General features: G+C 58.3%; 14 protein-coding genes. 9 read left to right on the plus strand and 5 right to left on the minus strand.

The annotated features are described in order from the left end of the window. Positions 1-70 precede the first annotated feature (70 nt). From NLX71_RS13795 to NLX71_RS13810, 4 genes are all read right to left on the minus strand, one after another. Positions 71-283 (minus strand): KTSC domain-containing protein, encoded by a 213-nt coding sequence (locus tag NLX71_RS13795; protein WP_063185748.1) that lies wholly within the window; start codon positions 281-283, stop codon positions 71-73. A 69-nt stretch (positions 284-352) separates the two neighbouring features. Continuing rightward, entirely contained in the window at positions 353-2,749 is a 2,397-nt protein-coding gene (locus NLX71_RS13800; RefSeq protein ID WP_254364258.1) for a sugar phosphate nucleotidyltransferase, read from the minus strand. A gap of 53 nt (positions 2,750-2,802) precedes the next feature. Next, positions 2,803-5,715, minus strand: coding sequence for a 1,4-alpha-glucan branching protein domain-containing protein (locus tag NLX71_RS13805; protein WP_254364259.1), 2,913 nt, complete (start codon positions 5,713-5,715; stop codon positions 2,803-2,805). Positions 5,716-5,736: 21 nt separating this feature from the next. Next, positions 5,737-6,237 (minus strand): DUF4912 domain-containing protein, encoded by a 501-nt coding sequence (locus tag NLX71_RS13810; protein ID WP_254364260.1) that lies wholly within the window; start codon positions 6,235-6,237, stop codon positions 5,737-5,739. A 474-nt stretch (positions 6,238-6,711) separates the two neighbouring features. Between NLX71_RS13810 and NLX71_RS13815 the strand changes: the two genes are divergently transcribed. The 8 genes from NLX71_RS13815 (at position 6,712) to NLX71_RS13850 (ending at position 15,205) form a co-directional block, all read left to right on the plus strand. Further along, positions 6,712-7,140, plus strand: coding sequence for a hypothetical protein (locus NLX71_RS13815; protein WP_254364261.1), 429 nt, complete (start codon positions 6,712-6,714; stop codon positions 7,138-7,140). Between the two features lie 307 nt (positions 7,141-7,447). After that, positions 7,448-8,257 carry an RNA polymerase sigma factor SigI gene (sigI, locus tag NLX71_RS13820; RefSeq protein ID WP_254364262.1) on the plus strand — a complete coding sequence of 270 codons (810 nt, stop codon included), beginning with the start codon at positions 7,448-7,450 and terminating at the stop codon, positions 8,255-8,257. Then, positions 8,250-9,827, plus strand: a complete 1,578-nt coding sequence (locus NLX71_RS13825; protein WP_254364263.1) for an anti-sigma factor domain-containing protein — start codon at positions 8,250-8,252, stop codon at positions 9,825-9,827. Before sigI ends, NLX71_RS13825 begins: the two co-directional genes overlap by 8 nt. A gap of 304 nt (positions 9,828-10,131) precedes the next feature. Then, complete coding sequence (locus tag NLX71_RS26815) at positions 10,132-11,106, plus strand: S-layer homology domain-containing protein (RefSeq protein WP_309248952.1); 975 nt, start codon at positions 10,132-10,134, stop codon at positions 11,104-11,106. Positions 11,107-11,114: 8 nt separating this feature from the next. Continuing rightward, positions 11,115-12,311, plus strand: a complete 1,197-nt coding sequence (locus NLX71_RS13835) for a vWA domain-containing protein (protein WP_254364265.1) — start codon at positions 11,115-11,117, stop codon at positions 12,309-12,311. Positions 12,312-12,508: 197 nt separating this feature from the next. Then, complete coding sequence (locus NLX71_RS13840) at positions 12,509-12,808, plus strand: aldo/keto reductase (protein ID WP_254364266.1); 300 nt, start codon at positions 12,509-12,511, stop codon at positions 12,806-12,808. Then, positions 12,789-13,523, plus strand: coding sequence for an aldo/keto reductase (locus NLX71_RS13845; protein ID WP_254364267.1), 735 nt, complete (start codon positions 12,789-12,791; stop codon positions 13,521-13,523). Before NLX71_RS13840 ends, NLX71_RS13845 begins: the two co-directional genes overlap by 20 nt. A gap of 59 nt (positions 13,524-13,582) precedes the next feature. Beyond that, positions 13,583-15,205: a leucyl aminopeptidase gene (locus tag NLX71_RS13850; protein ID WP_254364268.1), complete on the plus strand. Its 1,623-nt coding sequence runs from the start codon at positions 13,583-13,585 to the stop codon at positions 15,203-15,205. Positions 15,206-15,311: 106 nt separating this feature from the next. Here NLX71_RS13850 and NLX71_RS13855 read toward each other — a convergent pair whose 3' ends face one another. Further along, entirely contained in the window at positions 15,312-15,902 is a 591-nt protein-coding gene (locus NLX71_RS13855) for a hypothetical protein (protein WP_254364269.1), read from the minus strand. A 164-nt stretch (positions 15,903-16,066) separates the two neighbouring features. Between NLX71_RS13855 and NLX71_RS13860 the strand changes: the two genes are divergently transcribed. After that, positions 16,067-17,023 (plus strand): Gfo/Idh/MocA family protein, encoded by a 957-nt coding sequence (locus NLX71_RS13860; protein WP_254364270.1) that lies wholly within the window; start codon positions 16,067-16,069, stop codon positions 17,021-17,023. Positions 17,024-17,055 lie beyond the last annotated feature (32 nt).

The raw sequence follows: 17,055 nt of genomic DNA on the forward strand, positions 1-17,055 counted from the left end.
CGGCTGCCCGCGGCCATTTTTTCTTCAAAATGCCGGCTTCAGGGCGGGGAAGAGGCAAAGCCCGGCGGCCTCAGGCTTGCGGAGGGCACCAGGCTTTGTCGGATGTCATTTGCATGAGCAAATCGTATGGATTGGGAGACTGGAGCAGCCGCTGGTAATGCTCGGGCAGGACATCGCAGCACGTGTGGGTATGACCAGTATGGTATTGAATGTGCATCTGCGAAGCTTGGTCGTCATACCGGACAAAAGCAATCTGCTTCGAGCCGATCGGAATGAGCTTCATACGACCCTCCTTCCTTTGGGAAGTCCGGTGAAACGGACTTTTCAATGGGGCATTACTTTATGGTTATGCTCACTGCATCAGGTTTAGAATCTGCTCCCGGTATTCGTGAACGAGCGACAGCGCATGCTCGTCGTGCAGCCCTTGGGCGACGACGCTGAAGGCCGGATCGTCCGAATCGGGAAGCAGCAGCACCCATCCGCCGTCGTGGTGCACCTTGATGCCGTCGATGAGCTCGACCGGCCGTCCCTTGGTTTCTTGCAGCATCCGGCGCATGATCTCGCCTTTGCGGTCCCACGGGCAATCGATCCGCTCGCGCCGGACGTACACGCTCGGCAGGAGCCGCAGCAGCTCGTCAAGCGGCAAGCCGCTGCGGTGCATATTGCGCACGACGAGCCCGGTTGCGAACAGTCCGTCAAACAGCGGATGCAGCGCAAGGTTTGCCGAAACCTCCATGATGCTGCGAATCTGCTGCTTCGTGCGCACGATCCGGGCACCGAGCCCTTCCGCCAAGCTTTCGAGCAGGTGAGGCGCGCTTACAGGTGCGCCGATGACGGCGGATTTGAAGCTGTGAAAAAACGACACGTATTGCAGCAGCATCAGACGGTCGCCTGTCACCGTATCGCCCCCGGATGTGACGAGCGACATGCCGCGGGCGTCGTCGTCGAGCCATAGGCCCAGGTCGGCCGACAGCGCGCAGACATGGTCCGCGAGACGTCCGCGCTGCGCTTCGGCGGGCAAATGCACGGCCTCGCAGCCGAGCGCATCAAGCAGCGGGCGAAGCAGCGCGAAAACGGCCGGGTGCGTGCAGACGACGGCGCGCAGCGGCAGGGCGCTTTCGCCTTCCATCGCCGTGAAGGCGAGCAGGGCCCCGAGATACGACGCCGTCATCGTCTCGTCCGTTCGGTAGCTTCCGGGCGATTCCGCCGGGGCCCGGCCGTAATCCTCCTGCCGGAAGCTATTCTCGACCTTGCGCTCCGCCGCTTTGTCGATCGGCAGGCCCTGCCCGTCGTAGCATTCGAGGCAGCCGAGCCCGTCGGTGGCGAGCTGCACGTGAATGCCCCCGGCGCTTTGCAGCTCGCGGACGGCGAACCGGGCCACCGGCGGCAGCACGTCGCCGAGATCGATCACGTCGACGCCGACCGATTGCAGACCGGCGGCCACGGTGCGCTTGATCAGCCGCGCGAATTCGTGGGGCACGGAGCTAACGGCGAGACGCTTGCCGGCAGCGAGCGCGGAGCCGTAGGCGGTGGCGAAGCGGGCGGCGAACTCCGGCGTCAGGTCGAGGTTGGGCGCGCCGGTGACACCGTAGGCGCTGTACAGCGGTCTGCCCAAGTGCTCGCCCCAAATGAACGAGGAGGTCAGCCGCGTATTTTCGCGGATTTGCTTCTTCGGCCATATCTTCACGTGAGGCTCGACAACGGCTTTCGGGCCGATGACGCAGTGGCTTCCGACGACGCAACCGTCGGCGAAGCGCGCGCTTTCCTTGCAGAAGATCCGGCTTCCCATCGTCGAGCCGAGCAGTTCGTTCCGTTCGGCGATATGGTTATGATCCCATAGGATCGTCCGGCCCAGCACGCTGCCTGCGGACAGCACGTTGCCCTGTCCGACGATGCTGTACTCGCCGATCTCCACGCCTTCCCCGATCCGGCAGCCGTCGCCGATAAACGCCGGTCCGATCCATTTGACGTCCGAAGCGGCAGTGACGTTCTCACCGACGTAAATGCCGGGCCGCAGCTCGGTGCCGCGGATGCGCACGTTCGCCTTGCGGTCGAGCATGTCGAACTGCGTCTGCCGGTACTGCTCCAGCGTGCCGATATCTGACCAGTAGCCGTCCGCGACATAGCCGTACAGCGGTTTTCCGTCAGAGAGAAGGCCCGGAAACAACTGCTGGCTGAAATCGTACATGATGCCCGGCTCGAAGCGGTCCAACACCTCGGGCTCGAGAATATAGATGCCCGTATTAACCGTGTCGCTGAACACCTCGCTCCAGCTCGGCTTTTCGAGAAAGCGGACGATGCGCCCGCCGTCGTCGGTCATCACGACGCCGTATTCAAGCGGATGCTTGGCCCGGGTGAGCACAAGCGTGGCGAGCGAACGCTTCTCTTGATGAAAGCGGATCGCCTCGGTCAGATCAAAATCGGTCAGCGCATCGCCGCTGATGACGATGAACGGCTCGTCCAGAAACGGGGCGGCATGCTTGACGCTGCCGGCGGTGCCGAGCGGCACCGTTTCTTCAAAATAATGCAAGCGGACGCCGTGCCGGCTTCCGTCCCCAAAATAATCGCGTATAACGTCCGGCAAATATTGGATCGTGACGGCAATGTCCGTTATCCCATGCGCCGCCAGCAGCTCGATGATGTATTCCATGCAGGGGCGGCCGGCGAGCGGAACCATCGGCTTCGGAAGATGGCAGGTTAACGGGCGGAGCCTCGTTCCCTTGCCTCCGGCCATAATGACGGCTTTCATACACATCCCTCCTTGCGACAATCTGTCGTGCTGCGAATCTCTGAGGGCCTTTGTCAAGAGCCGACGCCGGATGCCGGAGGCTTGCGGGAACGAATCCGCTCCTGATACTGCTCCGCTACGGCGCCTGCAATGCGTTCCAGAGCATACTGCCGCTCCAGCTTGAGCCTCGCCCGCTCCGCCATGCTTTGCCCGAGCTCCGGCTGCTGCAGCAGGTCACCGATATGCCAGGCGAGCGACTCGACATGGCCGGGCAGCGCTTTGTACCCGTCGACGCCGTGCTCCACCAGCTCGGCGAGTCCGCCGGTATCGGACAAGACGACAGGGCATCCGTGCTTCATCGCCTCCAGGGCGACGATGCCGAACGGCTCGTACAGGCTTGGGATGACGCACGCGTCGGCCGCACGGTACAGCGCCGCCTTCGTTCCGTCGTCAATGAACCCCGTGAAGCGCACGCGGTCGCCGAGGTGGGCGGCCTGTTGCTTCAGTTCGTCCTCCATCGGCCCGGAGCCGCCGATGAACAGCACCGTGTCCGGCGCGCCAGACAGAATGCTTGGCATCGCGTGGAGCAGCGTCTGCACGCCCTTCTCGAAGACGAGCCTGCCGACGAAAACAAGCACCCGCCGCCCTTGAACGCCGAACCGGCGCTTGGCGTCTTCCTGTGAATCGGCCGGGCCGCGGGCCGGCTTCTCCAGCTTCACGCCGTTCGGGAAGACGAGCATTTTGTCGTCCGCTTGCTGGAACAAATCCTGCACTTCCCGCTTCATCGCATGACTGCACACGAATACGCGTTCCGAATCGTAGGTGAGCCGCCATTCGAGCCGGTGAATCCGGTTCGACAGGTCGCTATTGAGCCGTCCGTGATTCCGCCCCCATTCGGTGGCGTGAATCGTGCAGACGAGCGGAAGGCCGTAGCTCATCTTCAGCTCGCGCGCCGTATGGTACACCATCCAATCATGGGCATGCAGCAGATCGATGCGCCCGCCGTTTTCTTTATAACGGACAAGATGATCCGTAAAGGCCAGATTCATCTCGAAGGTCCAATCGTAAAAGTCCGTATCGCCCGAATGCAGCACCGGAACGCGGTGCACGTACACGCCGCCGCGCTTCTCGAAGTACGGCGCGCCGTCATGCGCGCTCGTCACCACATGAACGATCTCTCCTTGCGCGGCCAGCGCCTCGGACAAATCGGCCACGGCGCGGGACAGCCCGCCGACCGTTTTGGGCGGGTACTCCCAAGCGAGCATGAACACGTTCGGGCCATGCTTCGTTTCCTCCAGGATTTTCTGGAAATGCTCCGCATCCGACAGCAGCGGAACCGGCGACGCCCGGTGAATGGAAACATAATCCCGGTAATCGATCCCGGGAAAGCAGTTGTCTTTCGCTTCCAGCTCCGCAACGAACCATTCGTTGACCGCCTGCGCCTCGATTTGTTCGCACAGCAGCCGGAAGCAGCCAAGGTGGTCCTTCGTCCGGCGGCAAGCGTAATCGACGACCGTCTGCGAATCCATAATGAACGCCCAGTCGCTGCTTTGCGCCAGCATCAGCTCGCGGGCCGCCTGATTCAGCGCGCGCTTCAGGAGTCTTTCACCTTCCTCCAAATGCTCGTGCTTCGTGGCAAGCCGGATCATCCGCAGCTCCGCTTCGTGCAGGTGGCGGTAAATCCAATCGTTGTTCCCCTGCAGCCATACCTCCGCCGAAGCCCCTCGGCCCCAACTGGATTCGTTCACTTTGCCCGTATCGGCGACGGGGTACTCCCGCAAATATTCCGAAGGCGTCACCATTCGCAGCTCGAACGGATCGTAAAACAGCTTGCGGCACAGCATCTCGATCCACAGCGGCCCTTCGTACCACCAATGGCCGAACAGCTCGGCATCGTAGGGCGAGACGATGATCGGCTTGCGGTCCAAATGGTGGCGCCAGTGCTCCGCCTGCTTTTGCCGGTTAAACAGAAAATTGCCCGCGTGCTCGGCGGCCTTGCTTCTTGCCGATTCCGGGTTATACGGCTCGCGGTGGCCGTCTTTGCCGGTGATGCGGTAATATTTGATGCCCGTGTTTACCCGTTCGTGCGTCGGCAATACGTACGGACGGATATGCTCCCACTCCGCCAAATCGTGCCAGCCGAGGTCCCAGCCGATATCCCGGTAATATTCCCGGTAGTCGTAGTCGCCCGGATATCCGTTCTCGGCGCTCCATACCTGCTGCGACGATTCGGGATCGCGCGGGAACGCCGTGACCCCGTAGGGCGTCATGAGCGGGGCGTACAGCTGTCGGTTCGGGCGCGGCGTGGCATAGGCGACCGCCGTAGCGTCGGCAATAAAATAATCGATGCCGCACGATTTCAGCACCCGGTCCACCCCGGGGGTAAAGCCGCATTCGGGCAGCCAAATGCCGCGCGGCGGGTGCCCGAAATGCCGTTCGTAATCGCGGACGGCCGTAACAATCTGGGCGCGGATCGCCTCTTCGGTTCGCATCAGCGGCAGGAAGCCGTGGGTCGCGGCGCAGGTGACGATTTCGAGCATGCCAAGGTCTTGGTAATGCTTAAAACGGGTCACGATATCGCGGCCGCAAGCCTCATAAAGCCGGCTCAGCTCCCGGAACCGTTTGGCGTACATGCGGGCCAGCGGCTCGAAGCGCTCGTCGCCCCGAAGCCGGACGATTTCCTGATCCGCCAGCCGAATCAGCTTGGCCAGATGGACCGCGTAGCGCTCCTGCATCAACGGGTCCGTACACAGCGCCAGTAGCGTGGGTGTCATCGAGAAGGTGAGCCTGAACTCGATCCCTTCCGCTGCCAAGCGGTCGAACAGGTCGACGAAGGGCAGGTACGTTTCCGTCATCGCCTCGTAAAACCAGCGCTCCTCCATATAGTCGTCGCGGTCGTAATGCCGGACATAGGGCAAATGGGCGTGAAGAACCAAAGCCAGGTAGCCCTTCGGGTCCGGCTTCGGCTGGCCTCGGTTGAGCAGCATAAACGAAGAACCTCATTTCATTCAGCTATGGTAAGCGCTGAAATTCTCAAAATCGTACGGTCGTATACGCGCGGGATTCTTGCCGGGCTCCTGTGCCTCCGGTACGGTCGGTTGCAGCGGAGCGCCCCACGGGGCCGTACTGTCCCGTGGCGTCCGGGCGGCGCCGGACCGCAGCAGCGGCACGAACTGCCGCCGGATCGTATAAACGCCGAAATCGACGGTCCACACGGTATCGGCCGAAACCCCGTGAATGTGCCAACGGTCGGCCTCCGGCGTCGTCTCGATATCGAAATGGCGGTGCGCGTTGTTTCCGTTAAAGTACACGCCGGTGACGTCGTATATCCGCACCACCTTCGGCAGCACGCCCCAGTCGCACTCAAAATGCTGCGAGCACAGCCAACGCTTGCGGTTGCCGACTTCCCAATAAACAAACAGCGTGTGGGCATCTCTGACCATCAGATGCAGAAGATCCTTCTCGTAGCGATCCGGCAGCTTGAAGCCGGACGTCGGAATAGACCGCACGGCAAAGTCCTCCTTGGAAACGAACTTTATCTTTAACATAATTTGCAAATCACAGCCGATTTATGCACGCAAGAAGCGGGGGGACAATCTGCCGTTTCCAGGAAGGAAACATTTAACTAAGCATCCACGGGGCGAAAAAAGAGGATTTTTGGCGCTCTTGGTCGAATAGTTCAGGGATAGCGGCATGGGTCTTTTTTTCGTTGATAAGAATGGATAAGCTTTTTGCAGCCTACAGCTACGCATGAACGATCGACAATTCGCTAACGTCAATATAAAGCAAGGAGACCATACGGCTTGGGACGCGCAAGCATCGAGAAACCTTTTACAGGAAAATAACGTCGATATAGTTGGAATCGTTCCGGGAGACCTCTTGAGCCGATTCGACTAACGGTTTTTCCTGAGCGAAACGCTTTTCGATCTAGTTTGCAGTCATAGCCGTCATAGATTCATAGTGGAAACAGGGGGACGAGGACGATGAGTTTTTGCTGCGGCGCCAGCATGTTGGGGACCAAAGGGACGCTAAGACATATCCGGACGCAAATTCATAACGTGCCGTTATTGTTCTGCCCGGTATGCCACCGTGTGGAAGTGCACCATCTGGTGGAAAGCGAGTACGAGATCCTTGCCGAGTATGCGCATGGAGACGGCGCGCCGGAAGTGGACTTCCAAGAGTATGTCGAGCATCGGGACGTTCAGGAGATGTTCGAGAACTGTGTGAATCACGAGAACGAAGAGCCGCTGGAGGTCGTACGAAGCCAGATTGATATGGCGCTCGATCTGTTGATGGTGGCCAAAGAAATCGGCGACGCCGAATGGGAGCAGCAGCTCAAAAAAAGGCTCAACGTGCTCAGCCAGCGCCGTCACAAGCTGAAAAATAAAAAGACCATGCGTGGCCTGTCTTAACAGAACCAACCTTTTGCAAAAACGTCCCTTCTTCGCCAAGCTTCTTTGCAGGCAAAGACAGCGCCGGCAGCGGCGCCGTATGCCCATGTGAGTATGGTGCCGATGCCGCATGGCGGTGCGGTCCGGCGCCAGGGCAAGCCTGCCGCGGCTGCGGCTTGGATAGGGACGTTTTTTGCGGCTGGACAGGTTGGAAAACCTGCCCTGACCCACATAAAAATTCCTTAGAAAATATAGGCGTCCAGCCCTCGAAATGACCCCCGTAATCGTATAAGCGAGAGCGAAATTTTTAAGCAGAGAGGTGGAACGATTGCTGCTGGTTTTATTTAAGAAATTTCTCGGAAAACGCCAGGCACACCACTCGGATTCCGCGGATGCGCAAACGCCGGAACAAATCGTCATTTTGATTCAAGAAGGTGATCTACGCCTTCGCAATCAATTCATCACGGATTACCAACCTTATGTTGCGAAGGTAACGAGCAGATTTTGCAAAAGATATGTGGACCCGGCCCGGGACGATGAGTTCAGCATCGCACTCGGCGCCTTCAACGAAGCGATCAATCAGTTTTCGCCGCAGGCCGGAAGGTCGTTTCTCGGATTTTCCGAGCAGGTCATCCGCCGACGGCTCATCGATTATGTCCGCAAGGAACAGCGCTTCTCGCAGCAAATTCCGTACAGCACGTTCGAGGTGGAGGACGAGGAGGACAACATCGTTAATCCGGTCGAAATCCATCAGGCTGTCGAACAGTACGAGAAGCAGAAGGGAATGGAGGAACGGCGCAGCGAGATTATCGATCTGAACCGCTGTCTGTCCGACTTCGGTATCCGCTTCGGAGATTTGGTCGATGCTTCCCCTAAGCACGACGACTCGCGTCAGGCGCTCTTCGGTATTGCCAAGACGCTTTCGAATGACGGCGAGCTGATGCGGATTATGCTATCCAAGCGGATGCTTCCGATTAAGGAGCTGCTGTCTCAAGTGAAGGTTTCGCGCAAGACGCTGGAACGAAACCGCAAATTTATTATTGCTGTTGCTCTGATATATCTAGGACCTTATCCGTATCTCAGAGATTACCTACATATTAGAGAGGACCATGAAAAAGGGGAAGATGTCCGTGAATAAAGGGGTCGTGATGGAAATCACGGAAAAAAGCATCATTGTGATGCGTCCGGACGGCAAGTTCGAGCGGGTGCCCCGCAAGAAGCGGACTTGCGAAATCGGCGAAGAGATCGTTTATGCGGATAGCGGCATCAATTGGAGAAGTCCTTCCGTCGCCGGCCGTTCGGCGATTGCGGCAGCCGTCGTCTTCGGCTTGGTCTTGTTTGCCAGCTTCAACGGGAAGTTGGGCAGCCCCGAGGTGGTAGCTTACATCTCGATGGACATTAACCCGAGCATCGAGATGGGCATCGACGTCAAAGAGAACGTTCTCGAGCTACGGGGGCTTAACGACGACGGGACGGAGCTGGCGCAGGCGGTCGACTACAAGGGGAAATCGCTGGAGGCCGTCACCTCGAAGCTGTTGGACAAGGCCGAGCAGGGCCCGCTTGCCAAGCAAGAGGCGGAGATTGTCATTGCCAGCGCCGTCGTCGGGTCTAAGAGCCAGGTGAGCGATATTGGCATTGCCGAGAAGCTGCGCAAGCAGGTAACCAAGCACATCCAAGAGGCGCACCCGACTAAAGTCGAAGCTTACCAGATCGCTTCGTTCGCCACGCCGAAGGAGGTGCGGGAGGCCGCCTCCCAGAACGGTATCTCCATGGGCAAGTACACCGTATATTTGAATGCCAAAAGCAACGGAGAGAGCGTAACCCTCGACGAATTGAAGAGAGAATCGGTCCTGCAGATCTCCAAGCAGAAGCCGGAAGTGGCCAAGCTCATTCAACCGGATAAGCTTCCGACGAAAGCGGACATCAAGAAGATGGTGGAGGAAGAGAAGAACGGAGAGCTGGACAAGAAGCTGGAGGACCAGTTGAAAGACCGCAAGCAAGACAACGGCAAGAATGGAAAGAACGGCAAAAACGGAAAAAACGATTCGAAAAACGACTCGAAAAACGACCCCAAGAATAACAACTCCAAGAACGACTCGAGAAGCGATTCGAAGAACGATCCGAAAAAAACCGGAGGCACGACCGGGAACGGCGGAAAAGACAAAAACAAAGACGACGATACATACGACGATAGAAACGATAATAGAAACGATAATAGAAACAGCAATAAGCGGGGCAGCGATAGAGACGACAAATCCGCAGACCAAGGTAAGACGACGCCGGTCAATACAAGGTCAGGCAGCACGCCTCCTGCGGGCACGAAGCCGGGAGCGACGAATCCCGGCACGTCGCGTCCTGGCAACAAAAACGACGACAAGAAGGAAGACGACCGGAAAAAAGAGGACGATCGTCAAAAGAACGACCGTTCCGGTTCGGATTGGAAAGACCTGGAGGACGACCGGGAGACGGAAGAGTCCACCAAATCGAACGATGAGCGCCGGCGCGACGATGCAGACCGGCGCGTTGACGAATCTAAAAAGAAAGAGCAAAACCAACAGAAGAAACAGGGTAAAAAGAAGGAATCCGACAGCAGGAAAACGGACGACGCCAACAATAAAAAGCCGGCCGGAGATGCGAAGAAGAAAGACGATAACAAGTCGGTCGATTCCCGCAAGAAAGAGGACGATCAAGGGGAGGATGACCAGTAGAAGGATTAAATCATTAGGTGCCGATATATCGCTCTCTACCTAAAAAAACCGTTACCGAAGCGGTCATGCCGCTCGGGTAACGGTTTTTTGAAGTTGATTTCACATATTCTCATAAAAAAAACCAAATGGCCCACCGATAAAATGGAAGAGAGGCGCTCGGCAATAAGGGAGGGGGCGCACACAAGTCAGCAGCATAGTTTACCACAGAAGCCAAGGAAGGTGTACAGATGCTAAGGAAAGCCATCACAGCGGTATCCATCGCATCGGCTCTTCGCTTTCCAGTATCGCGGCGGCGGACAATCAAATTCCTGCCTTTGACGATCTCAAAAATCACTGGTCGAAGAACGAAGTGGAGTATCTCGTACAGAAAGGAATCGTCGACGGGGTCATCCAAAACGGACAGCCTGCGATCCTGCCGGAGCAAAGTATCACAAGAGCGGAGTACATCAAGCTGCTTGTCTCCGCACGGCAGGCGAAGCTGAACGAACCGGCGGAGAGCTCGTTTCAAGACGTCGCTTCCTCCCATTGGGCGTTGCAGTATATCGAAGCGGCCAAAGCGAAAGGATGGACCGACGGGTATGAGGACGGGACGTTTAAGCCCGATAGCAAAATAAGCCGAGCGGAAATTGCTGTCTTGATGGTCCGCAGCTATAATCTCAGGATGCAGGAAGGCAATCCGGTCGTATTCGAGGATACGGCGGGCCACTGGGCGAACCATTACGTGAACATCGTCGCTTCGAATAAAATCGTCGAAGGCGATACGGTGAATGGAAAGCGCTTTTATTATCCGGAAAAAGCGGCAACCCGCGCCGAAGGAATGGCGATGCTGACCCGGTACTTGAAAACAATGGAAACCGGCGTCAAAAATCCAAAGAAAGAGACGCCGGCTCCTGCGCCGTTGCCGTCACCGGCTCCAGGTACATCCGGCACGACCAGCGGAGGAAGCTCCGGCTCCGATTCGAGTTCGGGGTCCGACTCGGATTCCACGCCGAGCCCTAATCCGAATCCGAATCCGAACCCTAATCCGAACCCTAATCCGAATCCGGGTCCGAATCCGGGTCCGGGTCCGGACGATAAGCAGAAGATCATCTCGCTCGGCCCGGAGGATATTAAACATACGATCGGCAAAGGGCAGCCGGTTGAGGGGACCGACGAGTTGAACAACAAGATCGCTTTAGTCGGTCTGGGTCTGACTTCTTTTAGCGGCAGCCTCAGCGACATTTTGGTCGATCTGGTGAAACCGAATAAGTATTCGGCCAGCTGTCCGTTCCCGGCCTGACGGGGCCTGTGATCGAATTTTCGACTAACGGGAAGACGTTCGCTTCCGGGACGCTGACGTTCAACGTGGCCGGGCTGTCCAATAAACAGAACTTGGCGGCAGCGTATTACAACGAAACGACGCAGCGCTTCGAATTTTTGCCTGCCGCGTACAATGCGGATCAAGGAACGTTGAGCTTTACAACGACCCACAACAGCAAATACGTGCTGATCGATAAAAAATCATGGGAGCAGACGTTCCGGGCGCATCTCTCGACCGTCGTCGACGGCACCTACAAGCCGTATATCGATTTTGCCTTCATCATCGACAGCTCCGGCAGCATGAGAGACACGGACCCAAAAAATTTGCGTAAAACGGCGGTAACAAGCTTGGTTTATGGCTTGAAGTATGATGCGGCGAGCCCGCTTAAGACGGAAACCGTAACGGTGGCCAAATCGGTATACGAGGAAGAAAAAGGATACTACTTCGAATATCCGACCGTAACGAATCAGGTCTATTCCTTGAGCGACCGGGCCGCTATTATCGATTTTGATACCAAAGCGCGAACGTACGCGACGTTCTCGGCCCACAGCTCGACTGTGACCGGTGCGGTGTACCACATCGATAGCGACGGCGGAACGAATATTTTTGCAGGGGTACGGGAAGCGGTGAGGCTGTACGATACGTACGGAGACAACGGCCAGCGTAAAATCGCCCTGCTGCTGACTGATGGACAAAACAACTTTGCAACGACCCCAGACGATCTGAACATGCTGAAAGAGGCATTCGAGAAAGGCATCACGATCATCACAATGGGACTGAGCAAAGATGCGGACATCAGCCTGCTGAAACAAATTGCCGAGTATACCGGCGGGATGTATTTCCAAGTGCAGACAGCCGAGGATCTTGAGGCGTACTTCAAGTCGGCGCTGGAGAACAGCTATCATGAAGATAAAGATAAGGACGGCTTGGACGACTTCTACGAGAAAACGGCCGGGATGATGCTGGAAAACGGCATGCTCATCCGGACAAGCACTGACCCGCTCACCGGTAAAGATACGGATGGGGACGGCTTCACGGATCTGGAAGAAATGGGCGAGCCGGTGGACATGGTCATTACGGCGGATATGATGCCGGAAGGCAACGCGCTGGTAGGCCAAACGGTGAAGGTGTTCAAAAACTTCAAAAGCTTGCCGACCGACAAAAACGACGTGCCGAAACCTTAAGGCGCGCATGGCGAGTGATGGGATACAAAAAGCGGGTCTTGCCTTTCGGGGCGGCCCGTTTTTTGCCGTTTCCAGACAGAGAAGAGACGGGAGTTTGCGAGGTGAGGCGTGTTCCGCAGACTGTTATTTTGACGCCGGTTGCTCTATAATTGATCCAGAGGAGAACATGTAATTTTTCCATGAGGAGAGACTTGGACATGCGTTACACGACGTTCGGAAGCATGGGATACCGCGTGTCTTCGCTCGGCTTCGGGGCAATGAACCTGCCCGGCGTACCGCTTGAACAGGCCCGGGCGGCTCTGAATTACGCGCTTGACGAAGGGATCAATTACATCGATACGGCCGCAGCCTACCGCAACAGCGAAGAAATTATCGGCGAATGCATTTCGCACCGCCGCTCGGAATATTTTCTGGCAACGAAGACGGGAAAACGGGAATATAAGTCGGCCAGAAGAAATGGAGCGCAGCCTGGACCGGATGAAAACGGACGTCATTGATTTGCTGCAGATTCATTATGTCAACACAGTTCAAGAGTTTAAAGCGGCAATGGAAGAGGACGGCGCATACCAGGCGGCGCTTGAGATGAAGCGCAAGGGGCATGTCCGGTTTATCGGCCTTACCGGGCACCGGCCGGAGCTGCTGGCCAAATGGATCGGCAAAGGACAGTTCGATCAGGTGCTGTTTCACTTGAACTTGGCGCAGCCGTTCGCTTTGGACGAGCTGATTCCCGAGGCGACCCGGCAGCAGATGGGGAAGACAGCGATGAAACCGCTCTCGGGCGGATTTATCCAGCCGGTGTCCCAAGCGATCCGCTATCCTTACAGTCAGGATGTGCATGTAACGATTTCAGGCATGATTAGCGTGGACGAGGTGAAGGAAAATATCGCCGCGATGCGGGAAGACGTCGGAGACGACGAACGGCGCGAGCTGGAGGCGCTGGCGGTGGAGCTTGGAGCGCATAACTGCCGCCGGTGCAATTACTGCTCCTGTCCGATCGGCGTGACGATTCCCGACATTATGATTTCGAGCCAGGTGCGCCGGACATTCGGCTTGCTGCCGAAGGGCGACGGGTTTTACCAGAAGCAAAAGGACAAAATATTGTCCTGTGCCGACTACGAGCCCTGTCGGGAGAAGCCGCTCTGCCAGCAGCAGTGTCCGTACCATCTGCCGATGCGGCAGGTGGTGATGGAGGCCGCCGGGTATTTCGGCTGAGGCCAAGGAGGAACTTCGCGGGGAGCAGCGCCCGCTCAAACCGATAAGGAGTGACGAAAGTGGAGACGTTGGATCGTTATATTACGCAGGAGTTGAAGCTGCGCATCGTATTGGCGAATGAGGAGCGCTTTGGCGGGGCTGGAGCCGGTGAAGCCGGGAGCGAAGCGGAGGGAGACGCGGCGGGGGCCGTCGCGCTCGCGGTGTTTGTCACGCCGGAGGCGCTGGCGACGGACGCGTGGACGGAGGCGGCCGGCACGGAGGTGCCGGAGCCGCTCGTCCAAGCGGTCCGCTCGCTCGCCGCGCGCGGGCGGTTCAAGGGCCGCCTCGGGGACGCCGAGGTGCTGCCCACGCTCGGCCTGATGCCGGGCTATCAGGCCCTGCTGCTCTGCGGCCTGGGCGACGCCGCCCGCGCCGAAGACACCGACGCCTGGCGCAGCGCAGGCGTCTACGCGGCCCGCGCCGCGCACGAGCATGGGCTCGTGCGCCTCGCGGCGCCGCTGCCGCGCGCCGGGCGCGCGGCCTCCCGCGAGCTGGCGCAGGCGCTCGCGGAAGGGCTCTGGCTCGGCGCGTACCGCATGCCGAGCTATGCCGTCGCCGGCGGGGCGCAGCCGCCCGCGCTGCGGGAAGTCGCCCTGCTGCACGGCAGGGCGGAGGCCCCGGACACGCTCGCGGGACTCGAGCGTGCGATCCTCGCCGCGGAGGCGCTGGCGCTGGCGACGAATGTTGCCCGCGACCTCACGAACTTGCCCGGCAACTATTTGGTGCCGGAGACGCTCGCGCGGGAAGCGCAGGCCTTGGCCGCCCGGTACGGGCTGGAATGCACGGTGCTCGACGAGCACGGCATTCGCGAGCAGGGCATGGGCGGCCTGGAGGCCGTCGGCAAGGGCAGCGCGAACCCGCCGCGCATGATTGCCGTTCGCTACCGGGGGACGGCGGAGGAGAACGCCGACGTGATCGGCCTTGTCGGCAAAGGCATTACCTTCGATACCGGCGGCATCTCGCTCAAGAAGCCGGAAGGAATGGAAGAGATGATCAGCGACATGGGCGGAGCCGCCGTGCTGCTCGGTCTGATCCATGCGCTCGGCCGGCTCAAGCCGCCGGTCCATGTGGTGATCGTCATTCCGGCGGCCGAGAACATGCCTTCCGGCGCGGCTTTCAAGCCGGGCGACGTCATTACGGCGATGAACGGCCAGACGATCGAAGTGCTCAACACGGACGCCGAAGGGCGGATCGTGCTGGCAGACGGTGTGTTGTATGCGAAAGCGCTCGGAGCGACGCGTCTGATCGATGTCGCGACGCTGACCGGCGCGGTGCTGGTTTGCTTCGGCGACGTGGCGACCGGGGCCGTGGCGAACGACGAGCCGATGATGCAGGAGCTGCTGTCCGCCGCCAAGCGGGCGGGGGAGAAGGTGTGGCCTCTGCCGAACTATCCAGAATATCACGACATGCTAAAGAGCCAAGTGGCCGATATCCGGAACGCCACCTCGCGCGACCGTTGGGCCGGCAGCATTACGGCCGGGCTGTTCATCGGCTTTTTCGCCGGGGAGACGCCGTGGGTGCATTTGGATACGGGCGGCACGGCATGGCTGTGGAGCGAACGGGGGACAGAGCCGCTGGGCGGCACGGGGGCGATGGTGCGCACGTTAAGCTGCTACCTGTGCCATTCCGTATTGAACGGGTAGAGGCTGGCGAGACGCAAAAAGCGGATTTCGCAGCGTCGCTGTTGCGTACGCTTTGAAATCCGCTTTTTTGCGTTCCGAAAATGCAGGGATGCGACCGATCCGGCAACTAAGCTTGAAGCTGTTTGCCCTCGGTTGCCGTTACCGCGCCGGGCGTAACCATCACCTTCATCGCCGCTTCCTCCAAATCGGCCATCCGAATGAGCAGCCGCGACACTTCGTCGGTTGTATAAGACAAGCTGCGGGTCCGCTCGGCCAATTGCGGAAGGTCGATGCCGATCCACCCCTGCTTGCGGGGATGGAGGGACAAGTCAAAGGGAAGTACGGACAGCGCCGCTTCGGTGCTTTCGGAGCCGCCCGCGGCTTTGGCTTCCGGCGCTCGGGAAGATTCACTATTCCCCATACTGTTTAAGTGAAAATACAGCTTGCGGTTTTGATCCCAACGAATAAATCCGGGCTTGAACGCGATAGTCAGCATCGGGTCGCCGCCGATGGTTGTTTTTACGAACCGGACTCCGGCTTTCGGCTTCAAGCGAATATATTGATGCCGACCCAAGTCGGGCAAAAATACGACGATCGCGATCGGCAGCGCGCTGGCCGCATGCAAGTAGACGATGGATTCATAGTAAACCGAGAGCCCAAGCAGACCGATAAATAAAATAATGGATAATACAAGCAACCACTTATTTGTTTTGAACATGAATGTAAATCCCCCAGATGGTCAGGCATTTTGAAAAACAGCCAATACTCCTATTCTATCATAACCTTCACAGCCTTTGAAATAGGTTAGTCTGTTTGCGTATTGTCGATTTTTTGTAAGGTTTGCGTCAACATGAACCAATCCTAAATCGGGGGGACATCCGAATGAAACGCAAAATTGGCATTATCGGGCTGGGAGATATCGCCCAAAAAGTGTATTTGCCGCTGTTATCCGCAAGCGAAAAAGTCGATATCGTAGGGCTGTCCAGCCGTTCGATGTCAACTGTAGACCGAATCGGCGCGCAGTACCGGATCGCCGGGCGGTATGCTTCCCTCACGGACCTGTTGCGTCAGGCCAAGCCGGAGGCGGTATTCGTCCACAGTCCGACGGAAACGCACGAAACAATCGTGACGACATGCTTAAAGGAGGGGATTCACGTCTACGTCGATAAACCTCTGGCATACGATATCGAAGCTTCGGAGCGGATGGCGGCCTATGCGGCCGAGCGCGGGCTTCTTCTTGCCGTCGGGTTTAACCGACGCTTTGCGCCGCTGTATGTGCAAGCCAAGCGATGGATGGAGGAAGGGGGCGGCTTCGATCTGGTTACGGCGGCGAAGCACCGGACGAAGCTGCAAAGCCAGCGTGCCAAGCACACGCTGTATGACGATTTGATTCACATGCTCGATTTATTGCTGTGGCTTGGCGGAGACGCCTTCGACGTGGCGTCGTACCGGCAGCGCATCGATCACGAAGGACGGCTTTTGTTCGGAGCGGGAACGTTGACGTTCGGCCATGGCACACCCGCAGCTTCCTTGCAGGATGCGACAGTTGCCCAATTCAGCATGGTACGCCAAGCGGGAGCGGATCTGGAACAGCTGGAGCTGCACGGAAGCGGCCGGTCCGCCGAAGTGCTGAACATGGATACCGCCGTATGGAGAAAAACGGGCGCTTTCCCCCAAGAGCAAACGTTCGGAAGCTGGGATTCGAGCTTGTACCGCCGAGGGTTTGCCGATGCGGTGGACCATTTCCTGGAATGCATAGCGAACCCTTCGCGCTGTACGATCCGCGCCGATCGAACCTTGCCGGCTCACCGGCTGGTGGAAAAGCTTCTCCCGGAATAAAATCGAGCCGGACCGCGTCAGATTGACATGTC

This window comes from Paenibacillus sp. MZ04-78.2, from assembly GCF_024213375.1.
GTDB lineage: Bacteria > Bacillota > Bacilli > Paenibacillales > NBRC-103111 > Paenibacillus_G.